This is a genomic window from Mucilaginibacter sp. (assembly GCF_964263795.1).
Lineage (GTDB): Bacteria > Bacteroidota > Bacteroidia > Sphingobacteriales > Sphingobacteriaceae > Mucilaginibacter.
Genome location: NZ_CAXVWK010000014.1, coordinates 1 through 13310 on the forward strand (window position 1 = coordinate 1; position 13310 = coordinate 13310).

The 13310-nt window shown below is 44.4% G+C and carries 11 protein-coding genes; 6 read left to right on the forward strand and 5 right to left on the reverse strand.

Annotated elements, in window-relative coordinates; all coding sequences use genetic code 11:
- The 5 genes from ACE5CV_RS01215 to ACE5CV_RS01235 all read right to left on the reverse strand — a co-directional run.
- Window positions 1-1043 (reverse strand): NAD(P)-dependent alcohol dehydrogenase (locus ACE5CV_RS01215; RefSeq protein WP_374948325.1); only part of this gene is annotated, 1043 nt, incomplete at its 3' end.
- 93 nt (window positions 1044-1136) lie between these two features.
- Window positions 1137-1988: an SDR family NAD(P)-dependent oxidoreductase gene (locus tag ACE5CV_RS01220; protein ID WP_374948326.1), complete on the reverse strand. Its 852-nt coding sequence runs from the start codon at window positions 1986-1988 to the stop codon at window positions 1137-1139.
- Window positions 1989-2013: 25 nt separating this feature from the next.
- Window positions 2014-2853 (reverse strand): SDR family NAD(P)-dependent oxidoreductase, encoded by an 840-nt coding sequence (locus ACE5CV_RS01225; protein WP_374948327.1) that lies wholly within the window; start codon window positions 2851-2853, stop codon window positions 2014-2016.
- Window positions 2854-2932: 79 nt separating this feature from the next.
- Window positions 2933-3835 (reverse strand): helix-turn-helix domain-containing protein, encoded by a 903-nt coding sequence (locus ACE5CV_RS01230; RefSeq protein WP_374948328.1) that lies wholly within the window; start codon window positions 3833-3835, stop codon window positions 2933-2935.
- Between the two features lie 82 nt (window positions 3836-3917).
- A complete protein-coding gene (locus tag ACE5CV_RS01235; RefSeq protein WP_374948329.1) occupies window positions 3918-4838 on the reverse strand; it encodes a ChbG/HpnK family deacetylase in 921 nt (306 codons plus the stop codon).
- A gap of 132 nt (window positions 4839-4970) precedes the next feature.
- On the opposite strand from ACE5CV_RS01235, the gene ACE5CV_RS01240 reads away from it, so the two are divergent.
- The 6 genes from ACE5CV_RS01240 to ACE5CV_RS01265 form a co-directional block, all read left to right on the forward strand.
- Window positions 4971-7541 (forward strand): BamA/TamA family outer membrane protein, encoded by a 2571-nt coding sequence (locus ACE5CV_RS01240; RefSeq protein WP_374948330.1) that lies wholly within the window; start codon window positions 4971-4973, stop codon window positions 7539-7541.
- A 579-nt stretch (window positions 7542-8120) separates the two neighbouring features.
- The gene (locus ACE5CV_RS01245; RefSeq protein WP_374948331.1) at window positions 8121-8474 is read left to right on the forward strand and encodes a hypothetical protein; all 354 of its coding nucleotides are present in this window, start codon (window positions 8121-8123) and stop codon (window positions 8472-8474) included.
- Window positions 8475-8496: 22 nt separating this feature from the next.
- A complete protein-coding gene (locus tag ACE5CV_RS01250) occupies window positions 8497-11055 on the forward strand; it encodes a DUF5686 family protein (protein WP_374948332.1) in 2559 nt (852 codons plus the stop codon).
- A gap of 52 nt (window positions 11056-11107) precedes the next feature.
- Window positions 11108-11608 (forward strand): MarR family winged helix-turn-helix transcriptional regulator, encoded by a 501-nt coding sequence (locus ACE5CV_RS01255; RefSeq protein ID WP_374948333.1) that lies wholly within the window; start codon window positions 11108-11110, stop codon window positions 11606-11608.
- A gap of 84 nt (window positions 11609-11692) precedes the next feature.
- The gene (locus ACE5CV_RS01260) at window positions 11693-12292 is read left to right on the forward strand and encodes a TetR/AcrR family transcriptional regulator (protein WP_374948334.1); all 600 of its coding nucleotides are present in this window, start codon (window positions 11693-11695) and stop codon (window positions 12290-12292) included.
- A gap of 292 nt (window positions 12293-12584) precedes the next feature.
- A partial coding sequence (locus tag ACE5CV_RS01265; RefSeq protein ID WP_374948335.1) for an efflux RND transporter periplasmic adaptor subunit occupies window positions 12585-13310 on the forward strand: 726 nt, incomplete at its 3' end.

The window sequence follows — 13310 nt, forward strand, 5'->3', positions numbered from 1 at the left end:
TACAAAGTAGCCATATCTATAACAAAACGATAACGCACATCACCTTTCAGCATACGCTCGTAAGATGCGGTAATGTCTTTGATGTCGATTATCTCGATATCAGACACGATATTGTTTTCGGCACAAAAATCAAGCATTTCCTGAGTTTCTTTAATACCACCAATGCCAGATCCGGCAAGGCTTTTACGGCCGCCCAACAAGCTGAACGCGGCAACCTCTGCCGGTTTAGATGGTACGCCAACGCATATCATGGTTCCGTTTGTTTTAAGCAAGCCCAGGTACATATTAAAGTCGTGCTCGGCAGACACGGTATCCAATATAAAATCGAACGATCCTGCTGCAGCTTTAACCTGCTCTTCATCTTTAGTTACTACGAAGTGATGGGCACCTAATTTTTTAGCATCCTCTTCTTTACTGGCTGATGTACTTAAAACGGTAACCTCGGCACCAAAGGCAACGCCGAATTTTACGGCCATGTGGCCTAAACCGCCCAAGCCTAAAACAGCAAGTTTATGGCCTTTGCCCACGTTCCAGTGCCTTAAAGGCGAGTAAGTAGTAATACCAGCGCAAAGCAACGGCGCGGTAGCAGCCAGGTCAAGTTTGTCTGAAATGTGCAGTACAAATTCCTCGCGTACTACAATGGTGTTACTGTAACCACCGTAAGTTGGCGATGATCCGTCGCGCTCCATACCGTTGTAGGTTTGGGTATTACCTTCCAGGCAATACTGCTCCAGATCCTGCTTGCAATTTTCGCACACCTGGCACGAGTCAACCATACAACCGGTACCGGCAAGGTCACCCACTTTGAATTTGGTTACATGATCGCCCACTTTTACTACGCGGCCAACAATTTCGTGACCGGGCACCATTGGGAAAATACCGGGGAACCAATCGTTTTTGATCTGGTGAAGATCGGAGTGGCAAACGCCACAAAATAAAATATCAAATTGCACATCGTGCGGGCCAACTTCGCGGCGTTGAAAGTCCCAAGGGGCAAGGTCTGTCTGGGCATCCTGTGCCGCGTATCCTTTTGTAGTAATCATAGATTTTTGTTGTTTTTGAGTTTGTTGTTCAAATATACATAGTAACAAACCCCAATAATCATCGGGGGTTTGTCATTTTAAAATTTAGGCAGATTATTGCCCGCTTGTATTAAAACCGGTTGATGTGCCAAGGGCTTTCCAGCCGGCAAGGTCCTGACTGATGATGTCCATTTTTTGCTGCGCCAAACCGTATGCATCCTCGCCCAAAAATAAGTGCACCGGTGCATCGGCAGATTCTGCAACCTTGATCATCACCTGCGCTGCTTTAACCGGGTCGCCCGCCTGGTTACCATTGATGTCATTTTGGTGCGCGGCCTGTACATCCCGTACAGTTTTATAAGCTTCAATTTCATTTTGAGGCACGCTTAATGAATCGGGTTCTAAAAAGCTGGTGCGGAAATATCCTGGGTAAACAACAGTGGCCTTCACTCCAAAATCCTTTGCCTCGGCAGCTAACGACTCGGTAAACCCTGCTACTGCGAATTTGGTAGCACAATAGATGCCAAAGCCCGGGTAATTGCCCGTGAAACCCCCTATCGACGAAATATTAAAAATATGCCCTGATCCCTGACCGCGCAAATAAGGCATCGCAGCGCGGATGATGTTTAATGAGCCGAATACATTTACATCAAAGTTAGCCCGTGCTTCGGCATCGGTCAATTCTTCCAGGCTGCCAAGCATTCCGTAACCGGCGTTATTAATGACCACATCCACACGGCCAAATTTTTCAATGGTTTGATTGATAGCAGCGGTTACGCTACCTTCATCGGTTAAGCTAACTGCCAGCGGAAGGAAATCTTCTGATGTGCCTACGGCCGCGTTAAGGTCATTGATATTACGTGAAGTTGCAGCCACTTTGTAGCCGTTAGCTAATAATTCTTTTACAAGGGTAAGTCCCAGCCCTTTCGAAGCGCCGGTTACAAACCATACTTTTTCGTTTTTCATAGTGTTACTTTTAATTATTAATTGATTAGGCGCTGTACGCCATTGATTTTGATAGCTCCTCGTTAAGGCGGAATTCCTTTTCCAACTTATCTAACTTAAGCATGGCCCTGTCATAGGCATCGCCACCAAGCAACAGGTACAGCGGTGGGTTTTCTTCGTTGGCCACTTCAATAATGGCTTTTGCAGCTTTTTCGGGATCGCCGGCCTGCTGCCCATCCATTTGTAAGTAGCGTGTATGCGAAGCCCGAACATCTTCGTAGGCTGCTATAGGGTGTTTGGCAATTGTTAATGAATCGGGGGTTAAGAAATTGGTGCGAAATGCACCTGGGGCTACTACGGTGACTTTTACGCCGAACTCCTTTACATCTTCGGCCAAAACCTCGGTAAGGCCAATTACCGAATACTTGGTAGCCGCATATACCGCCCAGCCGGTTGCAGGGGCAATACCTGCTATTGAAGAAATGTTGATAATGTGGCCCGACTGCTGGGTACGCATATAAGGCATCACCATGCGGATCACATTCAGCGTGCCGAAAACGTTAACTTCAAAGCTGTCGCGGGTTTCCTGATCGGTAAGTTCTTCAATGCTGCCGCCAATGCCGTAGCCGGCATTGTTGATCACTACATCTATGCGGTTAAATGCGTTGTGGGTTTGGTTTAGCGCGCAGCCAACACTGTCTTCATTACCCAGTTCAACTTCTATAGGTAAAAAGTTGGTGCCGATGTAACCTACCGCCTTTATCAACTCGGTAACGTTGCGCGATGTTGCTGCCACATTTTGGTTAGCTGCTAACAGTTGCTTAACCAGGCTTAACCCAAAACCTTTAGAAGCACCTGTTACAAACCATGTTTTTTTGCTTTCCATATTACTGCTGTTTTTTTAACAAAAGTAATACGGCATTAACCCTAAGCGTTTATATCATTCAAACCAATTGTTACAAAATTCAAACAATTCGATAAGAAGACGGCGTTGTACTGGTATGTTTCTTGAAAAAGTTGTTGAAATGGGCGGGTTCTTCAAAGCCTAAGCTGTAGCTGATCTCTGATACGTTCCAGTTGGTGTGTTTAAGCAAGGCCTTGGCTTCGCTGGTAAGGCGATCAAAAATATGGGTGGTAGTGGTTTTGCCGGTAGTTTGGCGAATGGCCCGGTTCAAGTGGTTTACGTGTACGGATAGCTGATCGGCAAAATCTTTTGCCGAACGCAGGCTAAACCTTTGCGACGGTGTTTCTATCGGGAACTGCCTTTCCAGCAACTCTGTAAATATGGCGGTAATGCGGGAGTTGGCATCCGGGTGCTGGTACAGGGTTTCCTGCGGCTGAATTTTTAATGCGTAGTGCATAAGCTCGGTAACGTAATTGCGCAGCAGGTCATACTTAAAACGATACTCGGATTTTATCTCGTCCAGCATTTTATCGAACAAGTCGGCAACGTACTTATCCTGCTGATCGTTAAGCGCATATACAGGGCTACCTCCCGGCATAAACATAGGCATCTCATGAATATTGCTGCGCAGCATCGCCGAAAAAAACGATTCCTTGAAGATACAAAAAGACCCTGAGCGCATGCTGTCGGTATGTTCAAAAGTGTAAGGGACCAAAGGATTAAAGAACACCAGCGTGCTGCCCTCTATCTCGATACTTTTATCAGCATAGTGAATAACATTTTTGCCCCTTACCAGGCTCACTTTGTAAAAATCCCGGCGGGCATAAACGATAGGTTTGGCATTTGGAGCATAACAATCCTCCAGCCTGAAAACATTGAAGTGGCCAATCTCCTGCCCCAGGTTTTCGGGTAGCCAGTTAAACTTCTGCTTGTAAAAATCTTCCAGTGTTTCTGTAGTTGCCATATACAAAGTTACACAATTCAAACATGCTACCAACAATCATTTCACAAAACTAAAAGTTGGTTATCTATATGCGGCCTTATCCCTACTTGTTATCCGACGGTCTCAAAATACTGATATCCTGCCCCTTCAGCAATTCCTCGTAATTGATCAGACGGAACTTTTTGCCTGCCATAGCGCGAAACTCGGGCGAGAACAGCATGTTCAATTCAGTTTGGCGGTGAAGGCTCGTAAGCGGCTTGCCCTCTTTGGTATTCATTTCACTGGCATTCATATCAAACAAAGCATCCATTTCCGGCCCCATTTGCGCAACATGTATCACTACCAGGTTAGGGCGGGCAGCACTTAAACCTGATGATACATATTTTAAAAACGCCGACTTTTTGGTAGCCACCGGTTCGCCCCACATCTCGAGGTAGGTTTCTTTATAATAGGTCACTTCGCTCAGTGTAGATATGGCCAGCTTATATTTGCGGGCAAGGCGCTCGGTCATGGCGCGCATTTCCGGGCTGGATAACGCAACCCCCATATGCGGGTCGATGTAGGTGATCTTCAACCCCGACCTGAGCGCACGCTCAATCTGTGCGGATAGCTCGCTTTCCACTTCATCCATTTTATAGCCGCCTTTGGCAAATGCACCTGTCGACTGGCGGAAATAACCTACGGTATCTACCAGGCTGGGTACTGCAGTGCGGCCGGTAACAGGGCCCCAACGGTAGTTCTTCCACTCAGATGTAAGGGTTAAATGTACGCCTACACTTACCTGCGGGCACTTTTTAAGTATCTCTACCGCTTCCTGATACCATGGGGTGGCAAATTGCACCGATGCCGAAAATGGCATTCCGATTTTGGCTACCTGCAACGCCGCCATATTTACCGAATGGTTCATGCCAATATCATCTAACCTCAACAACAGCCGGGGCAACTGTTTAGCCTGCTGCGCAAAACCCTGGCCCGATGCCAAAAACATACCTATCGCGATGAATAAAAAGCGTAAATTTTTCATGCCGTTAATTTATAAAAAACAGGCTACATACCGTTACATCTGCGTAAACAAACTTTTAAGGCCATATATTTTTTTCAACTGCTATAAAGCAAGAAAACGCTTTAATACCTATGTTTGCTTAAACCCAGCACAATGTTTAAATATTTGCCCCTACTGCTATTATTAACAGCCGCAGCATGCCCTGCGCAGGCACAAAATGATACGCCGCTTAAACCTGTATTCCGTGATAGCGTTACTGTAAAGGTACACCCTAAGTACAACCGGAACGGCTTTATACATACTGCATTTTTTGGAAAAAACTATCGTAAGGAGTGGTCAATCCCGGTTAAGCTGCCGGTGATTCACATTTCAGAGATCTACGGCGGCTTAACTATTACCCAGGCAGGCGGCGGCGAGCAAACGAAATCTGTGCGCCTTGTTGACAAGAACGGCAAGGAATACCAACTGCGTACCGTTGAAAAAACGCCCGACCAGGTATTGCCGGAGGGTTTAAAAAACACCTTTGCTTTAGATTGGGTACGCGATGCTCTTAGCAGCCAGCACCCGTTTTCGGCATTGGCTGTACCGCCAATGGCTAAAGCTGCCAACATACCACATGCGCATCCTTTCATAGGCGTTGTGGCGGATGATAAAGCGCTGGGCAAATACAGGGCTACCTTTTTAAATAAGGTTTGCCTGATAGAAGACCGCGAACCAATAGGCGAATCGGACAATACTATTAAAACGCTTGAAAAACTTTCAAAGGATAATGACAACCGTTTTGATGGGGACGAGTTTATGCGCGCGCGCCTGCTGGACCTGCTGATAGGCGACTGGGACCGCCATGAAGACCAATGGCGCTGGGCTGATAAAAAACAGGGTGACGGGAAATTTTATGTTGCCGTTCCGCGGGACCGCGACCAGGCCTTTCACGTAACCGAAGGACTAATACCTAACGTAGCGGCATCGCCATCTGTTGCGCCGATTCTGGGCGATTTTAGGGAAGATATCGGGCCGGTTAAGTACTGGTACATTAAAACTAAATTCATCAACCCTTTCCCCGATGCGCAGATGACTCATGAGCGTTGGATGAAGGTAACCAACGATTTTGTCGCTGCAGAAACGGATGATGTTTTAGAGGCTGGGCTAAAACTTATGCCACCGGAGATCTATAATCTGAGACATATAGAACTGCTTAATATCCTGAAAAAACGCCGCGACGAATTACCGGTAAAGATGGATGAGCTGTATAAATTCCTTTACCGTATTGTGGACGTCCGCGCTACAAAAAAGGATGAGCAGGTAACTGTGACCGATGCCCCTGAAGGCGGCTTGCAGGTGGTATTTAATAAAATGAAAAACGGCAAGCTGGGCGATACTACCTTTTTTGTAACTTATCAACCTAAGTACACGCGCGAGGTAAGGCTGTACACCGGCGGTGGCGACGACCGTATTGTGGTTAACGCCCCAACATCGGCTATCGATTTGCGGGTAATTGGAGGAGATGGCAAAACCAATTACGACATCCAGGCAGCGAAAAGCCCCGTGCGGATCTATGATACCAAGGAGGCTACATTTAATGGCAGTAAGGATAAGATGCACACCCACATTTCGGCCGATACGATAAACACTAAATTTGTCCAAACTAACCCGTATAACCTTTTAGAGCCTATTGCTACCGGCGGTTTAAATTTAGATGACGGCTTACTTATAGGCCTGGGCCTTAAGTATACCAAGCGGGATGGTTTCCGCAAGTTGCCTTATACCAGTACACAGCAACTTATGGTTACCCATGCATTTGCTACAGAGGCTTTCAGGATACGTTATAACGGAGAGTTTATACAGGCAGTAGGCAAAGCCGACCTGCTTTTGAATGCCTACGCGCGCGCACCGGATAACACGACCAACTTTTTTGGCCTGGGTAACAACACGCCTATCAATAAAAGCCAGGAAAATTACAAGCGCTTTTACCGCACCCGTTTTGATACTTATGATTTTGATGCCGCACTGCGCTGGCATACCGGCAAAAACAGCTCCATAAGCGCAGGTCCGTCTTTTCAGTTTTACCATTTAAATGCGGACGACAATAAGGGCAGGCTGATCAGCTACGTATCACAAATTGGCTCATACGATAGTTTAATCGTTAACAAAGACAAAGCGCACCTGGGGTTAACAGTGAACTTTAACAGCAACCAGCGTACCGGTGGTGCTATGCTACCAAAAGGCGGTTATTATCTTAACGTACTTTTAGAAGGTTACAACGGCTTAAACGGTTACTCTAAATCGTACGCACAACTGCGGCCCGAGATCACCTTTTACCAAAAGATAACTTCAAACGGATCGGTTGTATTGTCGGACAGGATAGGCGGCGGCATTAGCATTGGCAAACCTGCGTTTTATCAGTCGATGTTTTTGGGTGGTAACGGCAACCTGCTGGGTTACCTGCAAAACCGCTTTGCCGGCAAGCACATGATTTACAATAACCTGCAGGCACGTGCCAAGTTATTCAATGTAAGCAGTTACATTTTACCCGGCGAGCTGGGCCTCACCGGCTTTTACGATGCCGGCCGGGTTTGGAGCGAAAAAGATGCCTCTGACAAATGGCACAGCGGTGTTGGCGGTGGCCTGTATTTCTCCCCTGCCGGCTTGCTGATTTTCCAGGTACTGGCCGGCCATTCTACCGAAGGCTGGTACCCTTATGTATCATTCAATGTAAGGATCTGACAGGCCGCTATTAAATACGCTACTCTGCATGATCGCATTGCAATCCTATCAGGATTTCTCCTCGCTATCGCTCGTTCGAAATGACATAGGTAATAGTTGGGTTAAGTATAAACTGTAGAGACCCCCTTACGGCAGTGAGAAATCTTGATAAATAAATAAAGCTCTCCACTTTGCTTGCGCCGTTTTTTAATCCTATCAAGATATCGCCTCGCTATCGCTCATTCGAAATGACCGAGGGTTAAAGTCTTCTTAGCCAAATCCTCTGAAAAAAATTAAAATAATTTAAAAGATTTTAATTTCCGGCTCGTCTTCTCATTAAAGTTTATAGCTTTTTATAACGTTATTATAACCGGATTACGGCTTTTAAACAATAAAATACACCCTGGTTGGGTGTAAGAAATACACTGTGTCTAAATCACACAATATCAGCTATAAATGAAAAGGTTTAACGTGCAAATGTCACACAAATATTTTTTGCACCTCTGTATCTCATTTAATTGTCACAAAACTTGAAAATAGTAAATTTAGTTGACTAATATCGTCAACTCAGTTTACATTTGTATCGTTATCTAAAACGAAATGGAAAATACCTACCTATCTCAGCCCGCAACAACAACTACCTTCTCAAACGGAGTAGCTGCTGATAGCACACCAAAATTTATTGCAACACAAACCACTTTTACAGGCACTACACAGCCTGTAACCAGCAGCACTACTGCTCAGCCACACCTGTTTAAAACTGTGGTTGATATGGTGGGTGAAGGTTTGAAGCAAAACTTTTTAGGGCCTAACATCGATATGGAATTTCTGACGCTGAGCGTTCGCAGTTTTGCAGTAACATCTGTAAAGGCTATACAGCAACTGGTAAAGCCGCTTACAAAAAAACATATGGCAGAAACGCCTTGCCATCAACTAAATCAACCTTGTTTCTAAATCTCACACAATAATTATTACAATGAAACCGCTTACCACGCTTTTTAAGAAAAGCATTATACTCTTACTCCTACTGCCTTTTACCGCCCTGGCACAAAGCCCCGTTATTAAGGGCGTTGTTACCGATATTAAACGCCACGAAGTTATGCCCTTTGTCACCGTATCTTTTGCGGGTACATCTGTGGGCATGAGCACTAACACCAGGGGCGAATACAGCCTGGTGAACAATGGCAACTATAAACAGATCAAGGTGGCGTTTATTGGTTACAAAACAATTGTTAAGGATATTGAGCCGGGTAAAGACCAGGTAATTAACATCAACCTGGTAGAAGACAACCACACGCTAAATGAGGTAGTGGTACGATCTAACAAAAAGAAAAAATACACCAATAAAAATAATCCCGCTGTCGAGCTCATCCGCCAGGTAATAGCGCACAAAAAGCAAAACCAGTTAGAGAGTTACGACTACGCGCAGTATAAACAATACGAGCGGATGATCTTCTCGTTAAGTAACCTGAGCGATAAATTCAAAAACAAACGGATCTTTAAAAACTACCAGTTTATGTTTAAAGAGCAGGATTCTACCGCCATTGGTGGTAAAACCCTGCTGCCGATGTACCTGGAAGAAAAGCTGTCGGACAATTATTATCGTAAAGCCCCTTACGCTAAAAAGCAGGTTATTGAGGCCAACAAACAAGTTAAATACGATGCCAACTTTGTAGATAACGAAGGCCTTAAAACGTACTTTAACCGCATGTACCAGGATATCAACATCTACGATAACAACGTATCGTTATTAAGCAATCAGTTACTGAGCCCTATTGCAGACCACTCGCCTGATTACTATAAATTCTTTATAACAGATACCCTTAAAGATCAGCAGCCTAATTTGATAGAACTGAGCTTTACACCGCGCAACACCAACGGTTTGCTTTTTGAAGGCCGCATGTATGTTACGATGGATGGCAATTTTGCCGTACAAAACGCGGAGTTGACAGTTAACAAAAACATCAACCTTAACTTTGTGCGCCAGATGCAGGCAACGCTGTCATACGAAAAGAACAATGATGGCAAGTATCACCTGAGCCAAAGCGACCTGAAGATAGAATTCGGGATCAACAAAAATAAAGGCGGCGGCGTATTTGGCGAGCGTTTGGTTACCATTAACAATTTTGAGATAAATAAGCCCCACAGTAAAGAGATTTACGATGGCCCTGCACAGGTTTTCGCATCAAACTCTGATGCCAAGAGCGACCTGTACTGGATGCAAAGCCGCCCGGATAGCCTGGATGCCGATGCTGCACGCATTTATAAAAATGTAGATAGCCTGCAAACTATCCCATCCTTTAAAAAGACAATTGATATTGCCACCCTGGTACTGGCCGGGTACAAAAACTACGGCAAGTTTGAGGTTGGCCCTGCAAATACCTTTTACAGTTTTAACCCGGTAGAAGGCTTTCGCCCGAGGATTGGTGGCCGCACCACGCCCGAGCTGAGCAAGCGTTACTACTTTGAAACCTACGGTGCCTATGGTACCCGCGATGACAAGTTCAAATACTTTTTCAGCAGTACCTATTCATTGAATAATAAATCTATCTACTCCTTCCCGCAAAATTATGTACGGGCAAGCTTTCAGCACGATACCAAAATACCGGGCCAGGAGCTGCAGTTTGTACAGGAAAGCAACTTCCTGCTATCCTTTAAACGCGGCGACAACGACGTTTGGCTATATAACGACATATTGAGGTTAGACTATGTGCATGAATTTAGTAACCACCTGTCGTACGCGTTAGGGTTTAAAAAATGGGGACAAACACCTGCAGGCTCGTTACAGTTCCGTAACTTGCTGCCAAACGGGGTGATCAATGATGTTGACCGCATCAACACTACCGAGCTTTCGGCACAGATCCGCTGGGCACCACATGAAAAATTCTACCAGGGCAAAATTTACCGTACACCAATACCTGACCGTTACCCGGTATTTACACTAAACTATCAGCAAGGTGTTAAAGGCCTGTTAGGCGGCGATTACAACTATCAGAACGTTACTGCAAACATTACTAAACGTTTCTACCTGTCGCAACTGGGCTTTACTGATGTAAGTACCGAAGGCAGCTACCTGTTTGGCAAAGTGCCGTTCCCATTGTTGGATATTCACCATGCCAACCAAACTTATGCGTTCCAGTTGTATTCTTACAACCTGATGAATTTCCAGGAGTTTGTGAGCGACCATTATGCAAGCATCGCCATCGATCATAATTTTAACGGCTTTTTATTTAACCGCGTTCCCTTGCTAAAGAAACTGAAGCTGCGCGAGATCATCGACTTTAAAAGTCTTTGGGGAGGTGTACGCAGCGAAAACAACCCGGCTAACGATAATTCATTATTACGTTTCCCGGGCAGCAACGGCACCAGCGGTGGCACTCATGCGCTTAGCGCCAAACCTTATATGGAAGGCAGCGTAGGTGTGGGTAATATATTTAAGTTACTAAGAGTAGACCTGGTTAAGCGCTTCACCTACCTGGAAAATCCCGGTGCGCCGGAATGGGGTGTTAGGGCTATGGTTAAATTTGATTTTTAATCGTTATATTCGTAAACCAAGTTGACCTTTAAGTGTTTAGTATTATAGAATTATGGGAGATTACTGCTCAATATCTGAAGATTCAAAAAGGGTTGCACCTAAGCTCATCTACCTGTTAAAAAGGTTTATTGACGAATGGAGCAGCAAAAAGCTGTGTGTTGTTCATCACCCGGGTTTCAATAGCGCCCACCTGCCCCTTTTTATGAGCATTGGTACTGCGGGGATATCTAATAATGCCCTGGCTGCAAAGCTAAACGTATCTAAACAGGCAACCAGCAAGATCATTAAAGAGTTGGAATCACTTAATATGGTGCGTAGTGATAAAAGCCCCGATGACGCCCGTGTTGTAATGCTGCACCTTACTGAAGAAGGCACTAAATTTTACCAATATCTAAAAAATCAGGTTACCGAGCTGGAAACCATGTATAAAAAAGAAGTAGGTGCCAAAAACTACGAGATAGCTATAGATGTGATGTTAAAACTTATAAACTTTCATGAAAGCTACAATTGCACTGCATCAATAAACACCACACCCGAATTAGAAAAAGTTTAAGTAAATGACAATCAAATGAAACGGTGTACAATTAACACTTGTATATTTGCTTAACACTGTTAAATAAATTAATAGGTATATATAATGGCCAGTAAAGACAGAATACTACGATTGAAAGAGGAAACAAGGGCTAACATCCTTGATGCCGCTTTACAGATCGTTAAAGAAGACGGATGGCAGGCCTTAAGTATGCGCAAAATAGCGGACGTAATTGAATACACCGCCCCTATTATATACGAGTACTTTGCCAACAAAGAGGCTATATTATTAGAATTAAGCCGCAAAGGCTTTTTAATGCTGGCAAAGGAATTGCAGAAAGCCAAAGATAAGCATACATCGCCGGCCGAACAGCTGGAAGCTATGTGGCTAACTTACTGGAACTTTGCCTTTGCTAACAAGGTTTTATACCAGGGCATGTTTGGTGTAAGTACAAACTGCTGCGAACTGGTTAATAAACTTCCTGAATCTGAATTGCCTTGGGATATCATTACCGAATCAATTGGTGAATTGATGAGGATAGAGGATATGGATTCAGAGATTATTTGCACAAAGTACTATACGTTTTGGTCGGTTGTACATGGTTTGGTTTCCATCAACCTGGTTAATAAAGGTAACACCGACGACATTAACCGGCAGGTGCTGCGCGATGCCATCACCAGTATTATACGGTCTATAACGCCGTAAATTTTTTGTCCTATAAGTTAACAGTGTTAAATAAATTAACATCGTTATACTTTTAATTTAACATTACAACTCATCTCAATTTAAATATCATGAAGCAATCACACCCTTACAACAATTCACTTAACACTGTTAAATATATTTACAACATTAAATTCTGTAATCCATAGAGATTGCAAGCAAACTTAACCGCATTGCCTACGAATAAAAGAATACTATAATGAATACAACAGACTCAACCATATATCTAAACAGCATTCGTGCTGCATTATCAAACTCATCAAAATTAACCATCATGAAAATTATCCTGATTGCGATTATCGCTATATCACTATTCAGCTGCGGGCCTAAAACCCAGACAGCTCAGGCACCACCCCCACCCGCCTTACCCGTTGCAACAGTTGGCACCGGTTCGCAAACTACTTACCAGGATTATCCTGCAAGTATAGAGGGTACTGTTAACGTGGAAGTACGCCCGCAGGTTAGCGGCGCCTTAGACAAAGTATTTGTTGACGAAGGCGCTTTTGTAAAAGCCGGACAACCCATATTCAAAATAAATGATCAGCCATACCGCGCCGCTCTTAATAACGCGCTGGCAAGCCTTCATGCAGCAGAAGCTGCAGCAGGTAACGCACAATTAGAGGTTGATAAATTAACCCCCTTAGTAGCTAACAAGGTGGTATCAGATTATCAGCTTAAAACCGCAAAATCTGCCTACCAGGTGGCTAAAGCTAATATAGAATCGGCAAGGGCAAATGTATCAACAGCGCAGATCAACGTAGGTTACACTTTAATAAAAGCGCCTGTTAGCGGTTACATTGGCCGCCTGTTAAAAAAACAGGGTAGCCTGGTATCACCTCAGGATGTGGAAGCCTTAACCCAATTATCTGATGTGCACGATGTGCATGTGTACTTTTCTCTAGGCGAAAAAGATTTTGTGAACTTTAAAGAGCAATATCCAGGTGAAACCTTAAAAGATAAGCTAAAACGCTTACCATCTGTAGGATTGTTACTGGCTGAT

Excerpts from the sequence above, each read along its gene's own strand:
- ACE5CV_RS01260 (WP_374948334.1), top strand. The coding sequence starts at position 11,693 with ATGGCCAGTAAAGACAGAATACTACGATTGAAAGAGGAAACAAGGGCT.
- ACE5CV_RS01220 (WP_374948326.1), bottom strand. The coding sequence starts at position 1,988 with ATGAAAAACGAAAAAGTATGGTTTGTAACCGGCGCTTCGAAAGGGCTG.
- ACE5CV_RS01255 (WP_374948333.1), top strand. The coding sequence starts at position 11,108 with ATGGGAGATTACTGCTCAATATCTGAAGATTCAAAAAGGGTTGCACCT.
- ACE5CV_RS01250 (WP_374948332.1), top strand. The coding sequence starts at position 8,497 with ATGAAACCGCTTACCACGCTTTTTAAGAAAAGCATTATACTCTTACTC.
- ACE5CV_RS01225 (WP_374948327.1), bottom strand. The coding sequence starts at position 2,853 with ATGGAAAGCAAAAAAACATGGTTTGTAACAGGTGCTTCTAAAGGTTTT.
- ACE5CV_RS01230 (WP_374948328.1), bottom strand. The coding sequence starts at position 3,835 with ATGGCAACTACAGAAACACTGGAAGATTTTTACAAGCAGAAGTTTAAC.
- ACE5CV_RS01245 (WP_374948331.1), top strand. The coding sequence starts at position 8,121 with ATGGAAAATACCTACCTATCTCAGCCCGCAACAACAACTACCTTCTCA.
- ACE5CV_RS01240 (WP_374948330.1), top strand. The coding sequence starts at position 4,971 with ATGTTTAAATATTTGCCCCTACTGCTATTATTAACAGCCGCAGCATGC.
- ACE5CV_RS01235 (WP_374948329.1), bottom strand. The coding sequence starts at position 4,838 with ATGAAAAATTTACGCTTTTTATTCATCGCGATAGGTATGTTTTTGGCA.